The organism is Allobosea psychrotolerans, from assembly GCF_002917105.1.
Classification (GTDB): domain Bacteria; phylum Pseudomonadota; class Alphaproteobacteria; order Rhizobiales; family Beijerinckiaceae; genus Allobosea; species Allobosea psychrotolerans.
The window spans coordinates 341,250-362,896 of sequence record NZ_PQFZ01000001.1 but is presented as its reverse complement, the minus strand read 5'-3'; the positions used below and the strand labels follow the sequence as shown (position 1 = coordinate 362,896).

The 21,647-nt window shown below is 65.4% G+C and carries 24 protein-coding genes; 13 read left to right on the top strand and 11 right to left on the bottom strand.

Features of this window, described 5'->3' with window-relative positions:
* Positions 1-24 precede the first annotated feature (24 nt).
* The gene (gene rpoD, locus CYD53_RS01795; RefSeq protein WP_103716406.1) at positions 25-2,052 is read right to left on the bottom strand and encodes an RNA polymerase sigma factor RpoD; all 2,028 of its coding nucleotides are present in this window, start codon (positions 2,050-2,052) and stop codon (positions 25-27) included.
* A 203-nt stretch (positions 2,053-2,255) separates the two neighbouring features.
* Positions 2,256-4,160, bottom strand: a complete 1,905-nt coding sequence (dnaG, locus tag CYD53_RS01790) for a DNA primase (RefSeq protein ID WP_103716405.1) — start codon at positions 4,158-4,160, stop codon at positions 2,256-2,258.
* Positions 4,161-4,277: 117 nt separating this feature from the next.
* On the opposite strand from dnaG, the gene CYD53_RS01785 reads away from it, so the two are divergent.
* Both CYD53_RS01785 and CYD53_RS01780 read left to right on the top strand, forming a co-directional pair.
* On the top strand, positions 4,278-4,553 hold the full coding sequence (locus tag CYD53_RS01785) for a type II toxin-antitoxin system VapB family antitoxin (RefSeq protein WP_103716404.1): 276 nt from the start codon (positions 4,278-4,280) through the stop codon (positions 4,551-4,553).
* Positions 4,553-4,939: a type II toxin-antitoxin system VapC family toxin gene (locus tag CYD53_RS01780; RefSeq protein WP_103716403.1), complete on the top strand. Its 387-nt coding sequence runs from the start codon at positions 4,553-4,555 to the stop codon at positions 4,937-4,939. The genes CYD53_RS01785 and CYD53_RS01780 overlap by 1 nt, the downstream gene beginning before the upstream one ends.
* 17 nt (positions 4,940-4,956) lie before the next feature.
* Here the strand turns inward: CYD53_RS01780 and CYD53_RS01775 are convergent, their stop codons facing one another.
* Complete coding sequence (locus tag CYD53_RS01775; protein WP_103716402.1) at positions 4,957-5,418, bottom strand: GatB/YqeY domain-containing protein; 462 nt, start codon at positions 5,416-5,418, stop codon at positions 4,957-4,959.
* A 156-nt stretch (positions 5,419-5,574) separates the two neighbouring features.
* On the opposite strand from CYD53_RS01775, the gene carA reads away from it, so the two are divergent.
* Both carA and CYD53_RS01765 read left to right on the top strand, forming a co-directional pair.
* Positions 5,575-6,783, top strand: coding sequence for a glutamine-hydrolyzing carbamoyl-phosphate synthase small subunit (carA, locus tag CYD53_RS01770; protein WP_103716401.1), 1,209 nt, complete (start codon positions 5,575-5,577; stop codon positions 6,781-6,783).
* A 143-nt stretch (positions 6,784-6,926) separates the two neighbouring features.
* On the top strand, positions 6,927-7,265 hold the full coding sequence (locus tag CYD53_RS01765) for an NIPSNAP family protein (protein ID WP_103716400.1): 339 nt from the start codon (positions 6,927-6,929) through the stop codon (positions 7,263-7,265).
* A gap of 212 nt (positions 7,266-7,477) precedes the next feature.
* Here the strand turns inward: CYD53_RS01765 and CYD53_RS01760 are convergent, their stop codons facing one another.
* Entirely contained in the window at positions 7,478-7,915 is a 438-nt protein-coding gene (locus CYD53_RS01760) for a type II 3-dehydroquinate dehydratase (protein WP_103716399.1), read from the bottom strand.
* A 73-nt stretch (positions 7,916-7,988) separates the two neighbouring features.
* Positions 7,989-8,822, bottom strand: a complete 834-nt coding sequence (locus CYD53_RS01755) for a transporter substrate-binding domain-containing protein (RefSeq protein ID WP_103716398.1) — start codon at positions 8,820-8,822, stop codon at positions 7,989-7,991.
* Positions 8,823-9,072: 250 nt separating this feature from the next.
* Here CYD53_RS01755 and CYD53_RS01750 point away from each other — a divergent pair, with 250 nt between their 5' ends.
* Together CYD53_RS01750 and CYD53_RS01745 are read left to right on the top strand one after the other, a co-directional pair.
* Positions 9,073-9,765, top strand: a complete 693-nt coding sequence (locus CYD53_RS01750) for a GntR family transcriptional regulator (RefSeq protein ID WP_103716397.1) — start codon at positions 9,073-9,075, stop codon at positions 9,763-9,765.
* 195 nt (positions 9,766-9,960) lie between these two features.
* Positions 9,961-10,791, top strand: coding sequence for a prephenate dehydrogenase (locus tag CYD53_RS01745; protein WP_103716396.1), 831 nt, complete (start codon positions 9,961-9,963; stop codon positions 10,789-10,791).
* On the opposite strand, the gene CYD53_RS30100 is transcribed toward CYD53_RS01745, so the two are convergent.
* Positions 10,788-10,940, bottom strand: coding sequence for a hypothetical protein (locus CYD53_RS30100; protein WP_181011673.1), 153 nt, complete (start codon positions 10,938-10,940; stop codon positions 10,788-10,790). The two genes, CYD53_RS01745 and CYD53_RS30100, sit on opposite strands and share 4 nt — an antisense overlap.
* Before the next feature lie 187 nt (positions 10,941-11,127).
* Between CYD53_RS30100 and CYD53_RS01740 the strand changes: the two genes are divergently transcribed.
* Entirely contained in the window at positions 11,128-12,558 is a 1,431-nt protein-coding gene (locus CYD53_RS01740; protein ID WP_103716395.1) for a dipeptidase, read from the top strand.
* A 276-nt stretch (positions 12,559-12,834) separates the two neighbouring features.
* Here CYD53_RS01740 and CYD53_RS01735 read toward each other — a convergent pair whose 3' ends face one another.
* Entirely contained in the window at positions 12,835-13,767 is a 933-nt protein-coding gene (locus CYD53_RS01735) for a LysR family transcriptional regulator (RefSeq protein ID WP_103716394.1), read from the bottom strand.
* A 90-nt stretch (positions 13,768-13,857) separates the two neighbouring features.
* On the opposite strand from CYD53_RS01735, the gene CYD53_RS01730 reads away from it, so the two are divergent.
* Genes CYD53_RS01730 through CYD53_RS01720 form a run of 3 tightly spaced genes read left to right on the top strand, consistent with a single transcriptional unit; the run spans position 13,858 to position 15,886 of the window.
* Positions 13,858-14,760, top strand: coding sequence for a DMT family transporter (locus tag CYD53_RS01730; protein WP_103716393.1), 903 nt, complete (start codon positions 13,858-13,860; stop codon positions 14,758-14,760).
* A gap of 45 nt (positions 14,761-14,805) precedes the next feature.
* A complete protein-coding gene (locus tag CYD53_RS01725; protein ID WP_103716392.1) occupies positions 14,806-15,360 on the top strand; it encodes a DUF1697 domain-containing protein in 555 nt (184 codons plus the stop codon).
* Positions 15,353-15,886: a GNAT family N-acetyltransferase gene (locus CYD53_RS01720; RefSeq protein ID WP_103716391.1), complete on the top strand. Its 534-nt coding sequence runs from the start codon at positions 15,353-15,355 to the stop codon at positions 15,884-15,886. Before CYD53_RS01725 ends, CYD53_RS01720 begins: the two co-directional genes overlap by 8 nt.
* Before the next feature lie 15 nt (positions 15,887-15,901).
* Here CYD53_RS01720 and CYD53_RS01715 read toward each other — a convergent pair whose 3' ends face one another.
* A complete protein-coding gene (locus CYD53_RS01715) occupies positions 15,902-17,158 on the bottom strand; it encodes an SAM-dependent methyltransferase (protein WP_103716390.1) in 1,257 nt (418 codons plus the stop codon).
* A gap of 153 nt (positions 17,159-17,311) precedes the next feature.
* On the opposite strand from CYD53_RS01715, the gene CYD53_RS01710 reads away from it, so the two are divergent.
* From CYD53_RS01710 to CYD53_RS01700, 3 genes are all read left to right on the top strand, one after another.
* A complete protein-coding gene (locus tag CYD53_RS01710) occupies positions 17,312-17,653 on the top strand; it encodes a PilZ domain-containing protein (protein ID WP_103716389.1) in 342 nt (113 codons plus the stop codon).
* 145 nt (positions 17,654-17,798) lie between these two features.
* Positions 17,799-18,491, top strand: a complete 693-nt coding sequence (locus CYD53_RS01705; RefSeq protein WP_103716388.1) for a class I SAM-dependent methyltransferase — start codon at positions 17,799-17,801, stop codon at positions 18,489-18,491.
* Positions 18,492-18,566: 75 nt separating this feature from the next.
* Positions 18,567-19,298, top strand: coding sequence for an aspartate/glutamate racemase family protein (locus tag CYD53_RS01700; protein WP_210202272.1), 732 nt, complete (start codon positions 18,567-18,569; stop codon positions 19,296-19,298).
* Positions 19,299-19,387: 89 nt separating this feature from the next.
* Here CYD53_RS01700 and CYD53_RS01695 read toward each other — a convergent pair whose 3' ends face one another.
* The 3 genes from CYD53_RS01695 to CYD53_RS01685 form a co-directional block, all read right to left on the bottom strand.
* Positions 19,388-19,810, bottom strand: coding sequence for a GtrA family protein (locus CYD53_RS01695; RefSeq protein WP_103716386.1), 423 nt, complete (start codon positions 19,808-19,810; stop codon positions 19,388-19,390).
* A gap of 167 nt (positions 19,811-19,977) precedes the next feature.
* Positions 19,978-21,039, bottom strand: coding sequence for a class I SAM-dependent methyltransferase (locus tag CYD53_RS01690; protein ID WP_103716385.1), 1,062 nt, complete (start codon positions 21,037-21,039; stop codon positions 19,978-19,980).
* A 151-nt stretch (positions 21,040-21,190) separates the two neighbouring features.
* Entirely contained in the window at positions 21,191-21,595 is a 405-nt protein-coding gene (locus CYD53_RS01685) for an ArsR/SmtB family transcription factor (protein WP_245928033.1), read from the bottom strand.
* Positions 21,596-21,647: the final 52 nt, after the last annotated feature.

The following is a 21,647-nucleotide window of genomic DNA, read 5'->3' as shown; positions in this document are numbered from 1 at the left end:
TCTCGACCCGCCTTTGCGATCAGCTCAATTGTCCAGGAAGCTCCTGAGCTTCCGGCTGCGGCTGGGATGCTTCAGCTTCCTCAGCGCCTTCGCCTCGATCTGGCGGATACGTTCGCGCGTGACGCTGAACTGCTGGCCGACCTCTTCCAGCGTGTGGTCGGTGTTCATGCCGATGCCGAAGCGCATGCGCAGCACGCGCTCCTCGCGCGGCGTCAGCGAGGCCAGGACGCGGGTCGTGGTCTCGCGCAGATTGCTCTGGATCGCCGCGTCGATCGGCAGGATCGCGTTCTTGTCCTCGATGAAGTCGCCGAGATGGCTGTCTTCCTCGTCGCCGATCGGGGTTTCGAGCGAGATCGGCTCCTTGGCGATCTTGAGGACCTTGCGCACCTTCTCCAGCGGCATGGCGAGCTTCTCGGCCAGCTCCTCCGGGGTCGGCTCGCGGCCGATCTCGTGCAGCATCTGGCGCGAGGTCCGGACGATCTTGTTGATCGTCTCGATCATATGCACCGGGATGCGGATGGTGCGGGCCTGGTCGGCGATCGAACGCGTGATCGCCTGGCGGATCCACCATGTCGCGTAGGTCGAGAACTTGTAGCCGCGGCGGTACTCGAACTTGTCGACCGCCTTCATCAGGCCGATATTGCCTTCCTGGATCAGATCCAGGAATTGCAGGCCGCGGTTCGTGTACTTCTTGGCGATCGAGATCACGAGGCGAAGATTGGCCTCGATCATCTCCTTCTTCGCCTGCCGGGCCTCGCGCTCGCCCTTCTGGACCATCAGCACGATCTTGCGGAACTCCTGGATCTCCAGGCCGGTCTCGGAGGCCAGCGTATGGATCTCCTCGCGCAGCTGCTTGATCCGCTCGAGCTCGGCACCGACGAATTCACGCCAGCCGCGCGAGCCCAGCTTGGAGACGCGCAGAACCCATTTCGGGTCGAGCTCGCCGCCGACATGCTGCTTGAGGAAGTCCTCGCGGCCGACGCCATAGCTCTCGGCCAGGCGCAGCAGCCGCGTCTCATGCGAAATCAGGCGCTTGTTGATGTCGTAGAGCTGCTCGACCAGCGCCTCGATGCGGTTGTTGTTGAGCGAGAGCGACTTCACCGCGGTGATGATGTCGTCCTTCAGCTTCTTGTATTTGCGGTCCTGCGACGGCGAGAGTTTCGTGTTCTCCAGCCGGTTGGCAATGTCCTGGTCCTGCAGGCGGCGCAGCTTCTTGTAGTTGTCGGCGATCGAATCGAAGGTCTCGAGCACGCGCGGCTTGAGCTCGGCTTCCATGGCCGAGAGCGAGACGTTGTTCTCGATGTCGTCGTCGTCCATGTCGGACGGCAATTCGCCTTCCGGCACCTCGCCGGCGGGCGCGGGAGCTTCGCCGGGCTCACCCTCCTCGCCTTCGCCGGGCAATTGCGACGGGTTCTTGCCGTCAGGCCCGGCATAGGTCGCTTCCAGATCGATGATGTCGCGCAGCAGCACCTTGCCTTCGACGAGCTCGTCGCGCCAGATGATGATGGCCTGGAAGGTCAGCGGACTCTCGCAGAGGCCTGCGATCATCGCCTCACGGCCGGCCTCGATGCGCTTGGCGATGGCGATTTCGCCCTCGCGGGAAAGCAGTTCGACCGAGCCCATCTCGCGCAGATACATCCGCACCGGATCGTCGGTGCGCTCGGTCGGCTCGAGATTGCGCTTGACCTCGACAGGGAGCGCCGAGCGCTGCGTCTCGGCGAGCTCGCCCTCGCTCTCCTCCTCGTCGCCGTTCGTGCCGGTGCGCGCAGCCGCGCGCTCCTCGCCCGAGGCTTCGGGGTCCTCATTGTCGACAACGTTGATGCCCTGCTCGCTGAGCTGGCCGAGCACATCCTCGATCTGCTCGGAGGAGAACTCCTCCGAGGGCAGGACTTCGTTCAGTTCGTCATAGGTGACATAGCCGCGCTTCTTAGCGAGCTTGATCATCCGCCTTACGGCCTGATCGGTCAGATCGAGCAACGGTCCATCGGACGTCGGGGGGGCTTCCGGCGCGACCTGGTCGGTCTTTTCCCGTTCGCTCGCTTTTGTCGCCATCAATCAGCGCTCCGCACTCGCGCGTCGCCACGGCTCGGAAGAAGCCACATGCAGACGCATAAAAGGGCGGCGCGGCCGCTGGTCCGGCGCGCTCACCCCACCCAAATCACTTCGGCCAGATGGCGCCGATCATCGTTGATGAATCGTAAACCACCTGCAATCGGCACGCACAGCATGACCGCGGAAGCCGGAGCAGCTAATCCTCAATCTCCGGACATGGCCTCCGTGCCCTCGATCGTCTCGAGGCGGGCCTTGACGTCCTTGATCCAGGCAAAATTGGCTTCGGTCGCTTCGTCAGCCAATGCGCGCTCGGCTGCCTTCAGCTCGCTATGTAACGTCCGCGCGCGATGATGCAAGACGATAGCCTGTCGAATTGAGTCGAAAACCGATTCTGGATCAGCCGCTTGCGTCAATTTTTGGCGCTCGGCCGGCCCGGTGATCGCCAATAGCGCGCTTTGAGCCTCCTGCACACGCGGCTGGAGCAGGCGATCGGCAAGCGCATTCTCGTCGAGGCTGTCATCCATGGCAGCCTCGAGCAGCACCTGGCGAAAGCGCTCGGCGGCGGGGCCATCCAGCGCGAGCTCGGCAATCTCGTCGGCGCAGCGCAAGATCAGATCGGGATGGCTCGCCAGCGCCAGTAGGATGAAGGCCTCGCGCACATCCTCGCCGCGACGGCCCGCCATCAACCGCGACTGCGTCAACTGGCTGCTCGCCTTGAGCGGGCCAACGGCCCAGGGCGCCACGGCCTGCCGGAAGCCACCGCGCCCGGCGCCGCCGCCTTGAGGGCGGCCACGCTGAAAGCCGCCGTCACGGCCACGCTCGGCCCGCGCAGGGGCCGCGCTGGCGAAAAGTTGACTCAGGCGCTCATCCATCTCGCGGCGGTAATGCCGGCGCGTCGCCTCGTCCTTGATCTGGCCGAGCGGCTCCTTCAGCCGGCGCTCGAAGGCGGCGCGACGCTCGGGCGTGTCGAGAGGGCCGGCCTCGACCTCGCGCGTCCAGAGCATGTCGACCAGCGGGCGCGCCGCCTGCAGCACCTCGGCGACCGCCATCTTGCCGCCCGACCGCGCCAGATCGTCGGGATCCTGCCCGTCAGGCAAGGTCGCGAAGGCGAGCGACTTGCCCGGCTCCAGCATGGGCAGCGCGAGGTCGATCGCGCGGCTCGCCGCCTTGCGCCCGGCCTTGTCGCCGTCGAGGCAGATCACCGGCTCGTCGGCCATGCGCCAGAGCAGGCCGAGCTGATCCTCGGTCAGCGCCGTGCCAAGCGGCGCGACCGTCTGCGGAAAGCCCGCCAGCGTCATCGCGATCACGTCGACATAGCCCTCGACGACGATCACCTGGCCGGTGTCATGCGCGCCCTTGCGAGCATTGTGATGGTTGAACAGCAGCGAACCCTTGTGGAAGAGCGGCGTCTCCGGCGAGTTCAGATATTTCGCCGAGACCTCGGCGCTCATCGCCCGCCCGCCGAAAGCGATCACCCGGCCGCGCGCATCATGGATCGGGAACATGATGCGGTCGCGGAAACGGTCATAGGGCACGGCGATCTCGTCGCCATGCACCAGCAGCCCCGTCTCCATCATCAGCGCGGCGTCGACACCCTTGGCTGCGAGGTGATCGCGCAAGGCGAAGCGGTCCGGCGGGCCATAGCCGATGCGGAAGAGCTTGCGCGCCTCGCCCTCCAGGCCCCGGCCCGAGAGATAGCGCCGCGCCGCCGCACCGCGATCGCCCATGAGCTCGGCCTCGAAGAAGCGCGCCGCGAGCTCGACGACCTCATACAGGCTCTTGCGCTTCTCTTCCTGGACCTGCGCCTCATGCGTGATCTTCGGCAGCGTCACGCCGGCTTCGGAAGCGAGTTTCTCGACGGCTTCCGGGAAGGAAAGCCCTTCCGTCTCCATCACGAATTTGAAGATGTCGCCGTTCTTGCCCGAGGAGAAATCGAAGAACGAGCCCTTCTGGTCGTTGACGAAGAAGGAGGGCGTCTTCTCGGCGTTGAAGGGCGACAGGCCTTTCCATTCGCGGCCCGATTTGGCCAGGCGCACGCGCTTGCCCACGACCGCCGACACAGGCAGCCGCGCCTTGATCTCTTCCAGGATGGAGGGCGGGAATTTCATGCTTTCCTATGTGGGCTCAACCCTGTCGAAAGCCAATCGCAGCCAGCATGGCTGCCCGATTTATTGGCGCTATCCACAGCGCCATGATAAAGAAAATTCGCCAAAAGGAAGACAGCCATGGCCCTCAACATCAAGGATCCAGAGACGGAGCGCTTCGTGCGCACCCTTGCACGCAGACGCGGCGTCAGCCTGACGGAAGCGGTGCGTCAGGCTGTAAAAAGCGAACTCGAGAGCGACGGCTTGCCGGAACCGGAGAAAGCACGGCGGATAGCCGAAGGACGGCGCTGGCTCGCGGACTTCTACCAGAAGTACCAAGTTGAGCGCCCCGTCCGCTCCATGAGCAAGCAGGAGATGGACGACATCATCGGCTATGATGAAAACGGCCTGCTTTGATGCTGGTCATCGATGCATCCGCACTCGTGGCCATCATTTCCGGCGAGGATGACGCCGAAACCCTGCTGGACAGCCTCGCCGCAACGTCGCGCCGCTGCGTCAGCGCGCTCAACCTGCTCGAAGCGCGCCTTGTGATCACCTTCGGCAGAGGAATCGAGGTCGGCCGCCTCGAAGACCTTCTCACGAAATGGGACATAGACGTTGTTGCGCTCGACGAGGACATGGGGCGCCTCGCCTTCGACGCGTACCGGCGCTTCGGCAAGGGCCGGCACGCTGCCCGTCTCAACATGGGCGATTGCGCCGCCTACGCGCTCGCCAAAGCGCGCGGCTGGCCGCTCCTGTTCAAGGGCGAAGATTTTTCGCTGACAGATATCGAGCGGGCGTAAAGCGCCCGCCCCCGTGATCACCCACCCAGCGCCGTCTTCACCAGCCCGCTCGCTTTGGCGAAGTCCATCTGGCCGGCGAATTTCGCGCGCAGGATCGCGATGACCTTGCCCATGTCCTTGACGGACGCAGCGCCGCTCTCGGTCACGGCCGCCGCGATCGCCGCCTTGACCTCGTCTTCCGACATCTGCTTGGGCAGATAGGCGTTGATGACCTCGACCTCGGCGCGCTCGCCTGCTGCCAGCTCGGGGCGGCCATTGGCGTCGTAGATCGCGATCGATTCCTGGCGCTGCTTGATCATCTTCTGCAGCAAGGCGAGGATTTCGTCGGGCGTCGTCTCAGGTTTGCCCAGGCCGCGCGCCTCGATGTCCTTGTCCTTCAGCGCCGAGGTGATCAGGCGGATGGTCGAGACCTTGCCCTTCTCGCCGGCCTTCATCGCCTCCTTGAGATCGGCCGTGAAGCGCTCGCGCAGGCTTGTCATGTGGGTATTCCCTTTTTGTGCCGCAGGCTTGCGCCTGCATCGATTGACGGCATGAAGGCGCGCCTTTAAGGCTCGCGCTCCAGACCGGCGGAGCGAAAAAGCCGCTGCCCGCCTTGAAACATTGCCGCCCAGCGCGGCCTGGACCGAGACATAGACATGACCGCTCCCGAAGGAAACCCCGCCGCCGGCGGCTGGATCGAACCGCGCGCGACCGCGCTGCTGGTACTGGCCAACGGCATGGTGCTCGAGGGCTTCGGCCTCGGCGCGACCGGCCAGGCGCCCGGCGAACTCTGCTTCAATACCGCGATGACCGGCTATCAGGAGATCCTGACCGACCCGTCCTATGCGGGGCAGATCATCACCTTCACCTTCCCCCATATCGGCAATGTCGGCGTCAACGAGGACGACGTCGAGACGGTCAACGCAGCCGCCTCCTCGGGCGTGCGCGGCCTCGTGCTGCATGCCGCGATCACCGAACCCTCGAACTGGCGCGCCAACCGGCATTTCGACGCCTGGCTCAAGGCCCGCAACATCGTCGGCATCAGCGGCGTCGACACCCGCGCGCTGACCGCCCTGATCCGCGACAACGGCATGCCCAATGCGATCATCGCCCACAGTCCCGACGGCGTCTTCGACATCGAGCGGCTCAAGCGCGAGGCCGCAGCCCTGCCCGACATGGCCGGGCTCGACCTCGTGCCGCAGGTCACCGCCGCCCAGCGCTATAGCTGGGACGAGACGCCCTGGATCTGGCCGGTGGGCTATGGCAAGCGCGAGAGCGTGGTCCACAAGGTCGTCGCGATCGACTACGGCGTGAAGCGCAACATCCTGCGCCTGCTCTCCAAGGCCGGCTGCGAGGTCACGGTCGTGCCCTCGACCGCCAGCGCCGAGGACATCCTGGCGCTGCAGCCGGATGGCATCTTCCTCTCGAACGGACCGGGCGACCCGGCCGCGACGGGCGAATATGCCGTGCCGGTGATCAAGGCGCTGCTCGACAAGAAGATCCCGACCTTTGGCATCTGCCTCGGCCACCAGATGATGGCGCTGGCCATCGGCGGCCAGACCATGAAGATGAAGCAGGGCCACCACGGCGCCAACCACCCTGTGCAGGACAAGACCACGGGCAAGGTCGAGATCGTCTCGATGAATCACGGCTTCGCCGTCGATCCGGCCTCTTTGCCGGCGCATGCGGTCGAGACCCATGTCTCGCTCTTCGACGGCTCCAACAGCGGCATCGCCCTGACCGACCGCCCGGCCTTCAGCGTGCAGCACCACCCGGAAGCCTCGCCGGGCCCGCAGGACAGCCACTATCTGTTCACCCGCTTCGTCGAGATGATGGCGGCGGAAAAGGCCAAGACGGCGGCCTGAGTGCGGCATTCAGCCCTCATCCTGAGGAGTGGACGAAGTCCACGTCACGAAGGATGCTCCGGCAGGCTCTCGATGATCCCCCGAGGCGCTGCTTTCGCGGTTCCTCGGGATGAGGGCTGCGACTATCGTCAAAGGAGCCGGGCATGATCCACCAGCTGCGCATCTACGAGATCTTCGAGCGCAACAAGGCCGCCTTCCACGCCCGCTTTCGCGACCATGCGATGCGGATCATGGCGCGGCACGGCTTCCAGATCGTGGCGACGTGGGAGACCGCAAGCGCCGGCCGCACCGAATTCGCCTATATCCTCGCCTGGCCCGACAACGAGACCCGGACGGCGCGCTGGACGACGTTCCTGGCCGACCCGGAATGGATCGAGATCAAGCGCGTCACCTCGATCGAATACGGCAATCTCGTCGGCATAATCGAGGACCGGATCATGACGCTGACGGATTATTCGCCGACCGGCGCGATCTCCGCCTGAGAACAGGCGCCGAGCCCGCATTGGACGCCGCCGACCGGGGCCCGCCGCGTGCAAGCCTCGGTCCGGCTGCGAGGCTTGGCTGCGGGCGCCCTGCGCCAGCCGCGAACGCTATCCCATCTTTCGAAATCCACGGCTTGCGCTCAGAATCTCTCTGTCACCCCGAGCGCCCGAACGGCGTCCCGGGATGACGATTCTTGTCTCGTCGAAAGCCGCTAGCTCTGGCTCAACAGATCCCGCATCGCGATCAGCGCCGTGGCGTAGCCGCGCGCGCCGAGGCCAGCCATCACCGCCGTCGCGACCGGCGAGATCAGGGATTTATGGTAGACCGCCTCGCGCTTGTGGACGTTCGAGATGTGGAACTCGATGATCGGTCCTTCGAACATCTTGAGCGCGTCCATGATCGCGACGGAGGTGAAGGTGAAGCCGGCCGGGTTGATGACGATGCCGGCCCCCTCGTCGATCGCCTCGTGGATCCATTCGATCAGCTCGTATTCCCGGTTGGACTGGCGGAAGACGATCTCGCGCTCGGGCACCGCCGCCCGGCAGAGCACCTCGACCTCGGCCAGCGTGGTATGGCCGTAAATCTCGGGCTGGCGGCGGCCGAGGCGGTTCAGATTGGGTCCGTTCAGGACATAGATCGGCTTCTTCATGGACAGGCTCCGTAGCGACTGCCGCTAACTGGCTAACCCGCGCCGCCACCGGATGGCGGCGCGGCGGGTGCGATCAGCTGACGGTGAAGGGGATGTTCTCGATGCTGTCCGGGAATTTATGCACCGGCACCTTCATCCACTTGTCGTAGACCTTCTGAAGCTCGCCATTGGCCTTGATCTTGTCGATGAAGAGATTGATCGCGGCGTTGATCTCCTTCTCCCCCAGCCGCGTGCAGGCGCCGTTGTAGAGGTTCTGGAATTCGAGCTTGTTCTCGAAGATGCCGGGCCGCGCCTGCTCGATCCGCTGGAGGTAGAAGATGTTGCCCCCCAGCGCCTGGACCTGGCCCGAGACCAGCGCCTGGATGCTCGGCGCATCGCCGTCATAGCGGCGGATCGTGGTGTTGGCCGGCGCATTCTTGGTCACTTGCGTGTCCTGGGCCGCGCCCTTCGCCACGCCGATGGTGTAGCGGCCCATATCCGCATTGGTCTTGATGCTTTCCGCCTTCGGGCCGATCAGGACGATGGTGTTGGCGACATAGGGCTTGCTGAACTGCACGGCCTTGGCCCGCTCCGGCAGCATCGCCATCGTGGCGAAGAGCAGGTCGACGCGCCCGGTCGTCAGCGCAGGAATGCGGTTGTTGACCTCCAGCGCCACGAACTCGACGGAAACGCCAAGCTCCTTGCCGAAGAGCTCGGCGATATCGGCATCCAGCCCCTCCTGCTTGCCGGCGCTGTTGACGAAGCCCCAGGGCGGGTTGTCGCCCTGAATCCCGACCACCAGCTTGCCCCGGCTCTTGATCTCGGCCGGTGTGATCGCCAGCGCCGGCCGGGTCGCAATCGCCGGCGCGGCAAGAAGCGCAACGCCTCCCAGCAGGATGTCGCGTCGCAGAAATTTCGGTCCAGACATCGGTGTTCCCTCCCCAGGGTTACAGGTCGCACGGCGCTTTGCAGCCGTGATCGGCTCTCGCTCCCGCTTGCCACGGGTAGCCCAGGCGCTAATCTTTCATCTGCTGAAACTAATTTCAACTGATGAATCATAAAATATCAGATATAATGGGTTGATACCGGCCGTTGCATCCCGGCTGGCCTCATTTCCAGCCTGGGTCTATGTCGGAGCGCGAGGCCCAGGGGCGAGCCTGCGAATGCGAGCACTGTGAATGAACGAGCTTTCAGCCCAGATCCTGCGCGACGAGACCGACGCCGGAACAGCCGGCGAGCAAGCCTATGACCGGCTGCGCGCCGACATCGTCTTCGGGCGCCTGCAGCCCGGGCAGCGGCTCAAGCTGGAGCGGTTGCGCCTGGATTACGGCGTTGGCATCAGCACCTTGCGCGAAATCCTCAACCGCCTGGTGCCGGAAGGCCTGGTCGTCGCCGAGGGGCAGCGCGGTTTCCAGGTCGCGCCCTGTTCGGCAGCCGACCTCAAGGAGATCGCCGCGCTGCGCCTCCTGCTCGAATGCCATGCGATGGAGCAATCCTTCCAGGCCGGCGACATGGAATGGGAAGGCCGCGTCGTCGCCGCCCATCACAAGCTCGCCCGGATGGAGGCCCAGTTGCTCGCCGGCGACCGCTCCAATGCCGAGCCCTGGAAACGCTATGACTGGGAGTTCCACCAGGCGCTGGTCTCGGCCTGCGGCTCGCGCGCACTGCTGGGCCTGCATTCGGGCGTCTATGATCTCTATCTGCGCTACCAGATGGTCTTCGTCATCTTCCGCGGCGAGATTGCCGCCGACGAGCACCGGGCCTTGCTGGATGCAGCCCTGAACCGCCAATCCGCCAGGGCGCAGGAGATTCTATCCGCCCATATCTGGGGCTGTGTCGACTTCGCGCTCAACCGGGGCTTGTCGAGCTGAGCCTGGCCGCTTCCCGGTTGACAGCCCCGCCGACACGGGATTTAAGCGGCTCATGACCAGCCACGCCCTGCTCCGCACCCAGCAGTATTACGCGCTCTTTTCATAAGAGCGGGCGCATTTTCATGTTCAACCGCTGCGTTTGGCGGATGAACTAAAGGCAGTCACCCGGCATCGCGGCCCCGAGAGGACCAAACGATGCCTACCCAGCGACATTCCTCCTCCATCGGCCTGATGGGCTTCGGCGCCTTCGGCCAGCTGATGGCGCGGCACCTCCAGCCGCATCTGCCGCTTGTCGTCTTCGATCCGGCGCATGCGCCTGAGGCCGACGGCTCGGGCAAGGGCCTGGCTCCCGGCAGCATCGCGCAGGTCGCCGCCTGCGACATCGTCATCCTCGCCGTCCCGGTCGACCGGCTGCCGGGAGCCATAGCGAGCCTGCGCCCGCATCTGCGCACCGGTGCGATCGTGCTCGATGTCGGCTCGGTGAAGATCGAGCCGGCGCGCCTGCTGCTCGCCGAACTGCCCGACGATGTCGAGATCATCGGCACGCACCCGCTCTTCGGCCCGCAAAGCGCGCGCAATGGCATTGCGGGCCTGAAGATTGCGCTCTGCCCGATCCGTGGAAACGGCTTTCGCCGGATCGCCGCCTTCCTGCGCCATGTCCTGAAGCTCGACGTCATCCTGACCACGCCCGATGCGCATGATCGCGACATGGCGATGGTGCAGGGGCTGACCCATCTCGTGGCGAAGATCCTCGTCCGCATGGAGCCGATGCCGCGCCGCATGACGACGAAGAGCTTCGAGCTGTTGATGCAGGCGACCGAGATGGTGCGCCATGACGCGCCCGGCGTCTTCCTCGCGATCGAACGCGCCAACCCGCATGCGCGGGCGGTGCGCGAGCGCTTCTTCAGCTATGCGGAGGAGCTGACCGAGACCTTGGAGCGCGGACATCGAATCTCGCCGATAAGCGCGATAAACACGCCAATCGTGTCGGATTCCGCAACGGGCGAATGTCTTCGCATCGACTAAGCTCGCTCGATGATCAATTCCACGCCGTTCATCGCCGCCGTCATGATCATGCCGATCCCATCGTGCCGGTGGGCAATCAGATTTCGGTAAGGGGCCCGCATCGCCGCGATCCGGCCGTGCCGCGACGTCGATAGGTCGATCGCGGCCACCACGGTCGCGCACGATCTCATCCTCGTCCCCCGCAATGTCGCGGATTTCGACGATATAGGCGTGTCCGCGATCAATCCCTGGGATCTGGCTTGACGCCGCCGGCGCCTCGCCTCCCAATCTGCAGGCCTGCCCACGAAGTCCCGTCCCCATCTCGCCCCATCATCGCGAAACCATTGGAGGCCCGCGATGAGCGTGCAGCCCGTCATCGACCATCTCCTCGCCCGGCACGCTGCTGTGCTCGACCGGCTGTACGCCTTTCTGAGGCTGCCGAGCGTGAGCACCGATCCAGCCTATGCGCAGGGCATGCAGGACACGCGTCGGTTCCTGCTCGCCTGGCTGAACGAGATCGGCCTGTCGGATGTGAAACTGCTGGATGGCGGCGGCCAGCCGGCCGTTTACGGCGCCTGGCTCGACGCACCCGGTGCGCCGACGATCATCATCTACGGCCATTATGACGTGCAGCCGCCCGACCCGCTGGCCCTCTGGAAGACGCCGCCCTTCGAGCCGACGACCCGCGACGGCAGGCTTTATGCGCGCGGCGCCTCCGATGTGAAGGGATCGACCACGATCGCGATCGAGACGGTCGCAGCCTTCCTCGCGGTGAACGGCCGTTGCCCGGTCAACATCAAGCTCTTCATCGAAGGCGAGGAAGAGACCGGCAGCCCGAGCCTCCACGCCATCATCGAGCGCTATGGCCCACTGCTGCAGGCCGATGCGATGATATCGGCCGATGGTGGTCGCGCCAGCCCGACCGTGCCGACGATCAATGTCGGTGCGCGTGGCCTGACCAAGCTCGAACTGGTGGTCCGCACCGCCGAAAAGGAACTGCATTCTGGTCGCTATGGCGGCTCGGTGCGCAATGCTCTGCACGAGCTCGCGGCAATCATCGCCACGCTCCATGACGCGGATGGCGCGATCGCGATCCCGGCGCTGATGGACGCGGTGCGCCCGCTTAGCGAACGCGACCGCCACGACACCGCAGCCTTGCCTTTCGACGAGGCCGCCTTTGTCGCCGATATCGGCGGAATCGCCGCGGGCGAGCCCGGCTACAGCATCCGCGAAAGACTGACGCTGCGCCCGGCCATCGATGTCAACGGCATGTGGGGCGGTTATACCGGCTCCGGCAGCAAGACGGTGATCCCCGACGAGGCACGCGCCAAGATCACGATCCGGCTCGCGCCTGGGCAGGACCCCAACCAAGCCGCGCAGGCACTCCAGGCGCATATCCTGGCCGCGGCGCGGCCCGGTGTTGCGGTGAGCTTCGAGGCCATCGGGGGCGGCTCGCCCGCCTCGACATTGGCGGCCGATCATCCGCTGGTGCAGGCCGCCACTCGTGTCCTGAGGACGTCCTCAGGACAAGAACCGGTCCATGTCCGGCTTGGCGCGACGGTCCCGATCACCGCAATCTTCAAGGAGACGCTGGGCCTCGATACGCTGATGTTCGGCTTCAATCTGCCCGACGAGGATGTGCACGCGCCCAACGAGTTCTTCCATCTGGCCTCTATCCCGCTCGGCTTGCAGGCCTGGCCGATGCTGCTGGAGGAACTCGGGCGCTTTCCTGCCACGGCCTTCTGCGCCGGCCAGTCGCGGTTCGACCGCGCCTCGAAAGCTACATAAGCAGCCAGCGGCCGCTCGCTCGTCACCTGATTGTTAGCGTCGAGATATTCTCGGACGATGTGGAAGCCGATACAATCAGGGCCCGGATCGGGATCGGTCCGCCATGTCGCTTCCTTGGGCTTGCTTGCTTTCTGGAACCGGATCGCCACAGCGCGAGACGCGCGTTACTGGCGCGACATGCGAGCCCATGGCGATGTGGAAGCCTGGCCGTTCAGGCAACAGCAGATCGGTTGAGGGCCGAAGGCGGCAGCTCGCACCGGAACAAGGCCGCGCCGCTCACGCCGCCTTCGCCTCGATCTTCAGGAACCCTGCGAGCTTGCTGGCCGAAAGCTCCGCCTCCTTCGCGATCCGCAGCGCCAGCGCGAGCGCAGCTGGGCGCAGCTGGCCGAGCGGGCGGTCGAGCCAGTAGGAGACCGGGTTCAGCGCGGTGCGAGGGTCGACCATCGCGACCCGGCCCGCCTCGACCTGGGCATGCGCCAGAGGCGGGCGGGCGAGAGCCAGGCCAAGCCCGCAGGCGGCGGCGTCGAGCACGAGATTATAGTCCTCGAACCTTCGGTCCTGCGGGCGTGGGCGATAATCCAGCCCATGGCTCGCGAACCAGGCCCGCCAGCCGGCGGCATCCGAATCATGGATCAGCGGATATGCCAGCAGGCGCTCCGGCCGGCCTTGCCCGATCGCCCGGGCCAGCTCCGGCGAGGCGATCGGATAGCACCATTCCTCGAAAAGCTGCACCGAGACGCGCCCCGGCGCGCCGCCGCGCCCGCAGCGAATGGCGAGGTCGATGCCCTCATCATCGAGATCGACGCGACGGTGGTCGACCTGCAGCACGATGCGCAGAGCCGGATCGCCGCTTTCGAGCCGGTGCATGCGCGGCATCAGCCAGAGGCTGCAGACGGAGGGCGTCGCGCTGAAGCGCACTACGGCTGCGCCCCGCGCCTCGGTCCAGCGGTCCGAGGTGTCGGCAATCAGCGAAAACGCCTCCTGCGTGCGCTGGAGCAGGCGCTGGCCTTCCGGCGTCAGCGCCACCCCACGCGCCTGCCGCTCGAAGACGCGCAGGCCCAGCCAATGCTCCAGCTTGGCCACCTGCCGGCTGACGGCGCCATGGGTCAGGTTCAGCGCCTCGGCCGCGGCCGAGAAGCTGCCGGTGCGCGCCGCGGTCTCGAAAGCACGCAGCGTATCGAGCGGCGGAAGGTTCGAGCTGTGATCCATTCTCACAGCTCACCCTCGAATTCATCGTTTGTCAATCAGCTCGGGCAGGTATCTATGCCGGGTCATGCTCTTTCCTCGATGAGGTTCGCCATGACCGCCGCCAGCGCCGCAGCACCAATCCCCGCCAAGTCCGCCTTCGACTCGACGACGCTGGGGCTGGCGATCTTCACCATCATCGCCTGGGCCTCGGCCTTTCCCGCGATCCGCGCCGCGCTCGGCGGCTTCGGGGCGCTCGAACTCGGCGCGGTGCGCTTCGCCATCGCCGCCGTGCCGGCCGCGCTGTTCCTTGCCGTCACCCGGCCAAAGCTGCCGGAATGGCGCGACGCCTGGCGCTTCGGCTTCGGCGGGCTTGTCTTCGTCGCGGGCTACACCGTGCTGCTCAATCTCGGCCAGCAGACGGTCTCGGCCGGGGCGGCAAGCTTCATCATCAACATCAACCCGATCATCACGGCTGCGCTTGCCATGCTGGTGCTGGGCGAGCGTTTCACCCGCAGCCAATGGCTCGGCAGCGCGATCTCGCTCGCCGGCGTCGGGGTGATCGCCTTCGGGCAGAACGGCGCGGCGCTCGAGCTGGGCATCGGCGTGCTCTTGGTGCTCGGCGCGGCTTTGTGCAACTCGCTTACCACCATCGTGCAGAAGCCGCTCTTCGCCCGGCACAAGCCGCTGACGGTGACGGCCTGGAACATGGTGGTCGGTGGCCTGCTGCTCTCGCCCTTTCTGCCCAGCGGCATCGCCCAGGCACAGGCAGCCTCGACCGCCAGCCTCTACGCCATGGTCTATCTCGCCATCGTGCCGAGCCTGATCACCTATGCGACCTGGACGACGCTGCTCTCGCGCCTGCCGGCGGGCCGCGCCTCGAACCTGCTCTATGCCGCCCCGCCGGTTTCTCTCCTGATCAGCTATCTCTGGCTCGGCGAAGTGCCGAGCCTCCTCGGCATCCTCGGCGGCGCGATGGCGCTGGGCGGCGTCGTCATCGTCAACCTGAAGCGCTGACGCCGCGCTTCCAACCTGGCGGCGGGGCTGCGATACTGCCCCGCCATGCCTGTGACGATCTTCCTCCTGCGCGCCGTCAATCTCGGTGGCGCCAGCACCATCAAGATGGCGGCCCTGCGCGCGCTCTGCCCGCCGCTGGGCCTTCGTCATGCCGCGACCCTGCTGCAGAGCGGCAATCTCGTCGCCTGCCATGACGGCGAGGCGCGCGAGACAATCGCCCTGAAGCTGGAAGAGGCTATCGCCGCCACGCATCCGATGCGCCCGCGCGTGATTGCCCGCAGCCAGGCCGAGCTGCAGGACATCCTGACACAGTCTCCACTGCCGGCCGCCGAGCGCCAACCGAACTGGCTTCTGGTGATGCCCCTCGACGCGGCCCCCGCCGATGGCGCAATCGACCGCCTGCGCGCCTGGCATAGAGGGCCCGAGGAGATCGGCCTGCGCGGCCGTGACCTCTATCTGCACTACAGCGAGGGCATCGGCCGCTCGAAGCTGACCAATGCCGCGATCGAAAGGCATCTCGGCGTCCAGGGCACCGCGCGAAACTGGACCACACTGACGAAGCTCGCGGCGCTGGCCGAGGAGGTCGCCGCCCATGGCTGAGATCAAAGGCAACATCACCATCAGGCCGCTCGATGCTACTGACGCGGAAGCCTACCGGACCTTGCGCCTCCAGGCGCTGCTTCAGGCGCCCGAGGCCTTTGGCGCGAGCCATGCCGAGGAGGCGGCGCGCCCGCCCGCAACCTTCATCGCGCGCATCACGCCTGCTCCGCCGAGCCTCGTCTTCGGGGCATTCGCGGATGCGGAGCTGGTCGGCATCGCCGGATTCCTCGCCGGAAGCTCCGAGAAGAGCCGGCACAGAGGTATGCTCTGGGGCGTCTATCTCGCGCCGGATTGGCGCGGACGCGGCATAGCCCGTGCGCTGGTCGAGGCGGTGGTTCAACATGCGGCACAGCATGTGCTGGTGCTGCAAGCGCGCGCCGTGACGACCAACAGCGTCGCGCTGCATCTCTATGAACGCCTCGGTTTCAAGCCCTACGGCATCGAATCAAAGGCGTTGCGCATAAACGACGCGCTTTTCGACGAGGCGCTGCTGGCGCTGGATTTCTCGCTCCCGGCAGATGATTGAGCGTGCGGCTCCGCTCTAGAATCCCCGTGCCTCCAGCACCCTCTCGGCATCGGTGATGTAGTCGCGCACCACCGGCACGGCGCTCTTATGCGGGCCGAGCAGGAGCTGGAAGACCATGTCGCCGCCGATGTCGAAGGAGATCTCGCAAGCCGAGAGATAGAACTCCCACATCCGCGCGAAGCGCTCGCCCATCATCGTCACGACCTCCGGCCGATGGGCCATGAAGCGCTCGCGCCAGGCGTGGAGCGTCCAGTGGTAGTGCCGCCGCCAGAACTCGCAATCCGACGACCACAGACCGGTCTGCTCGACCGCGGCGAAGACCTCCGACATCGCCGGCGCGTAGCCGCCCGGGAAGATGTATTTGTCGAAGAAGGGCCCGGTGAAGCCCGGCGGCCCGACGCGGCCAATGCAGTGCACCAGCGCAATCCCGTCCGGCGTCAGCAGGTCACGTATGGCCTCGAAATATTCGAGGTAATGCGCGACGCCGACATGCTCCATCATGCCGACCGAGACGACACGGTCGAAGCTGCCCTTGAGCTCGCGATAGTCCTTGTTGATGAAGGTGACGGCATCACCGACGCCCGCGGCTTCTGCGCGCTTCTGCGCGGCGGCCATCTGGTCGGGCGAGACGTTGAGCCCCGTCACTTTCGCGCCGCAGGCCTTGGCGAGATAGATCGCGAGCTCGCCCCAGCCCGATCCGATATCGAGCACGGTCATGCCCGGCTCGATCTTCAGCTTGGCCGCGAGATGGCGCAGCTTGGCCTTCTGCGCCGCTTCCAGCCCGACCTCGGGGCTGTGCCAATAGGCACAGGAATAGGTCATCGTCTCGTCGAGCCAGAGCTTATAGAACTCGGTCGGGATGTCGTAGTGGTGCTTGACCTTCTTGCCGGCGAGCCCGAGCGGGTTGTGCATGCGGAAGCGCCGGATGCCGAAGCGGATTTTGCGGACGACCTTCTGGATCGGATGCTTGCGCAATTCCTTGCGCTGCATCCAGAACAGCGACAGCAGATCGTGGATCGACGAGCCGTCCTCGAAATCGATCCGGCCATCCATATAGCCTTCGGCCAGTGCCATTTCGGGATTGAGGAAGATCTCGCGTTCGATCCTGTCGTCATGGAAGCGCACGGTGACGGCTGGCGCCGTCTTCATCTGGCCCGCAAACAGGATTTCGGCCGGCCCGGAGCCGAAGACATGGCGCTGGTTGTCAGGGGTGATCACGGTCAGCCGGCCTTGCCGGACGAAGCGCTTCAACAGCTTGGGTAGCAAAAACATCGTCGCCCTCAGATTCGCGCGAAGCTTAGAGCCGGCGCCGCGCTTGGCAAGCCGAACGCACTCGCCGCTTCGCGGAGGCGCTGTCTCCAGCCCTGCGCAACCCCACTGGATCAGGTTTTCAGGCCGAAGCGCAACAGCAGGAAGGCGACATGCATGGAAAATCGAAGCTCGAAGCGCTGGCGCTCGGCAAAGCTGTTCGACGCGTCGCAGCGTTTCCTCGTCGAGTGTCGCGTCATGGACCTGTCGCCAAGCGGCGCCCGGCTGAGGCCGGAGAGCGACCGGCCGCTGCCGCTCGCGCTCTTCTATCACGCCGACGACAAAGTCTTCGCGCCGGCTGCCCTCATCTGGATCAGGAAGCGCGAGATCGGAATCCGCTTTCTCGACGCGAACGCAACCGAGGGAGAGGCCGCAGCCCCCGCCCCGCTGGACGCAGGGTTGCGCAACGGCTCACCATCGGACGAGAGCCGGATGATGTCAGATGGAAGCACCAAGTGATCCCACCTGACATCTGAATTCGTCTCTCATCCAGGAGTGAGACACGGAGCAATGCGAAAAACCGGTTTCCACTTTTCCGCATCCTGCTCTAGTCGTGGCGGGACCGGCGGCAGGAGGCTGCCGGCAAGCGGCGAACGGCGAGACCATGTCCTGGCGCGATTTCTGGAACGGCGAGCATTCCATCTACGTTTCGCCGCGCCACAAGACCCTGCATTACCGGCAGATCGCCAAGGATCTGGTCGGCCAGATCCCGGCGTCCGATGCCGTCGTGCTCGACCATGGCTGTGGCGAGGCTTTGAGCGCCGACCTTGTCGCCGCCGCCTGCGGCAAGCTCTATCTCTGCGAGGCGGCGCCGAACGTGCGCGAAAGGCTGCGCGCGATGTTCGGACGCATCGGTCATGTCGCCGTGGTCTCGCCGGAGGAGGTCGAGGCGCTGCCGGAAGCAACCCTCGACCTCGTCGTGGCCAACTCACTGATCCAGTATCTGAGCCGCGAGGAGCTCATGGCCCTGCTGCGCAGCTGGCTCGCCAAGCTCAAGCCGGGCGGCAAGCTCGTCATCGCCGATGTGATCCCGCCCGATGTCAGCCCGCTCACCGACGCCTCGCAACTCCTTGCCTTCGCCTGGCGCGGCGGGTTCCTGGCGGCGGCGCTGGCCGGGCTCGTACGCACCGCCTTTTCCGACTACCGCAAGCTCAGGGCGCAATACGGACTCTCGACCTATGCGGAAGCTGACATCGTCGGCCTGATCCGGGCCGCCGGCTACGATGCCGTGCAGCGGCAGCCGAATTTCGGCCACAACCCGGCCCGGATGACCTTTGCGGGGACGAAACCGGCGTGATGATGGCCGATGGCCTTCATGACAGCGACCTGGCCGGGCCGGGTTTCGCCCTGCCGCGCGGCGCGCTAAACCGGCATGGTCGCCGTCGGCACGCTTGTAAGGACATATCCCATGCATATCGGCTTGATCGGGGGCATCGGCGTTGCGGCGACGGTGGTCTATTACCAGCGCCTGACGGCTGCCGCCGCGGCCCGCGGCGTAGCAAAGCTTGAGCTTACGATCGTCCACGGCGAGATTCAGGAACTCATCCGCAATAATCTCGCCGACCGCAGGTCCCAGCAGGCACAGGCATTCCTCCCGCTCGTCACACGCTTGAAGGATGCAGGCTGCGATTGCGTCGCTCTGTCATCGCTGGGGGCGCATTTCTGTCTGGATGAGCTGGCGGCCCTGTCGCCCTTGCCGATCGTCTCCGCCGTCGCTCCACTTGACGCCTATTTCGTTGAACAGGACATTAAGCGGATCGGCCTTCTCGGAACGCGGGTCGTCATGCGCACACGCCTTTACGGCCAGCTCGCGCGCACGGACGCCATCGCATTGGACGACGAGATCGAGCTTCTCGGTCAAACCTACCAGGACATCGCGGTTGCCGGCACATGCTCAGCCTCGCAGCGCGAGCTGTTCCTCGACGCAGGCAGGCGCATGACCGCGGCCGGGGCTGACGCGATCGTTCTCGCCGGGACCGATCTCAATCTGGCCTTCGATGGGCAGAGCCCTGGATATCCGGTCATCGACGCGCTGGATATCCATGTTGCGCTGCTCGCGGATTTGGCCTCGGGGCGTCGGTCCTTGAGCGATGTTCCATCATAGCGCCGAGAGTATTCGCGCTTCCGAACATGCCCAGCCGTGACGGGATTGGCGGCTCTTAGGCCGAGATGCATCGAAGCACCTTTCGGGCCTTACGCCGCCCGGTCGGCGAAGCTGAAGAACTTGTGGCCGAGGAAGGAGAACACCATCACGATCCCCGTGGTGACCAGCTGCATCGGCAGATAGGGCAAGCCCAGCTTGCCGACGAAGAGATGCATCAGCACGCCGGTGAGGACGAAACCGCCGGCTGCGATCAATGCGAAACGCCAGGTCGCCTGGGCGTGGCTGTGGGTCGCGTCAAAGGTCAGCCAGCGATTCAGCGAATAGGAGACGATGGCGCCGAGCACGAAGCCCGCCAGCGTCGCCGGCACCGGATCGACATGGCCGAGTTCGACGAGGCCGATCAACAGCGCGTAATGCGCCACGGCCGTGATGCCGCCGGCGAAGACATAGGCCAGGAGCTGGCGGGACTGGCGCGGATACTGCTTGAAAGGCGGGTGCTGCTTGAAAGGCATGCCGGGCCTTTAAAGCATCGGCCCGAAAAGTGGGATGCGATTTTCGAAAAAAGCCGATGCCTCATCGAGGAGCAACCGCATCGGGCTGGATGATAATCTGATCCGATGCGGTTACCCGGCATGCCGAAGGCGAGTTTACGAGCCCGCCGCGTGTTGGCCTGACGGTCTCAGGCCCGGACCTCGAAGACCATGTTGAACGGCGTCTCGGTCGCGCGGCGGAAGCGGGTGAAGCCGGCGTCGAGCGCAACCCTCCGCAGCCGCATCTCGCCGGCCTGGGCGCCAAGCCCGAGGCCGACCTCCTGCGACAGCGAAGCCGGCGTGCAGATCATCGTCGATGCCCCGTAGAAGATCCGCCCGACCGGATTGAGGTTGTCCTTGAGCTGGTCATGCGCGAAGGGCTCGACGATCATCCAGGTGCCGTCATCGGCAAGCGTTTCCTTGACGTGACGGCCAGCCCCAGCAGGGTCGCCCATGTCGTGCAGGCAATCGAACATCGCGACGAGGTCGTAGCCCCGCGCCGGATAGGTCTTGGCCGAGGCCTGCTCGAAGACGACCCGATCCTCGACCCCCGCCTTGGTCGCGGCCTCCCGTGCCCGGTCGATCGACGGACCGTGGTAATCGAAGCCGAAGAAATACGAATTCGGGTAGGCCTGCGCCATCAGCACGGTCGAAGCGCCATGGCCGCAGCCGACATCGGCGACGCGGGCACCCTTTTCGAGCTTGGCCTTGACCCCGTCGAGCGCCGGGATCCAGCTGTTGTTGAGGTTGCTGTTGTAGCCGGGCCGGAAAAAGCGCTCCGTGCCGCGGAACAGGCATTTGCTGTGCTCGTGCCAGCCCACGCCGGCGCCGGTCCGAAAGGCATCGGCGATCTTTGGCTCGTCGAGCCACATCGCCCGAACGATCTCGAAGGCGCCAGCGAAGAAGGCGGGGCTGCCCTCCTCCGCAAACGCCATCGCCTGTTCGGCGGAGAGGCTGAAGCTGTCCGTGTCGGCGTCGTAATCGATATAGTCGGCAGCCGCCTGCGCCGAGAGCCACTCCCGGACATAGCGCTCTTTGAAGCCGGTCTTGGCGGCGAGCTCCTCGGCGGTCATCGGCTTGCCGTCCGCCATCGCCTTGTAGAGGCCGAGCTGGTCGCCGAGGACGACGAGCGCGCCGGTTACCGACGCTCCGACATCACCAACCAGACGTCCGACAAGCGCATCGAGTTTCTGAGGGTCGGCTTCACGCATGGCCATGCTCCTCTGGATAGGGCGCAGCCGGGTCTGACGCGAACCGGCTCGACGCCATCGCGGAAGCAGGGACGCTATACCCCCCACGGACCGAGTCAATGAACCGGAATGGGTACCGGAAAGCGCTCCGGCAGAGCCGGACCGCGTCCGCTCAGCCAACCGCCAGCGGGCCGGACAAGCGCGGCAGGTTGGGATCGCGCCGCGCCGCCTCCAGCACGCTGTCGAGCAAGCCCGGAAAGCGGCGGTCGAGATCCTCACGCCGGATCGAAAGATAGCGCGACGTGCCTTCGACGCGGAAACGCGTGATGCCGGCCTCGCGCAGCTTGGCGAAGTGATAGGACAAGAGCGACGGCGAGGCGAGTTCAGAGAAGCTGTTGCAACGCGCCTTGTCGACCTCTGGCACGTCGGCAAGCGCGACCAGGATGCCGAGCCTGATCGGATCGGCCAGCGCCGCGAAGACATCGGCCGCGGCGACATCGTCTATATCGGGATGGAACACCGGTTTCATGACCCTGCCGAGATAGGAGATCGCGACGCTCCTGACAAGTTTCAACATTCGTTGAAATTACCCTTGCGATCTCGCATCTGCAAACGTAAGTTCAACGATC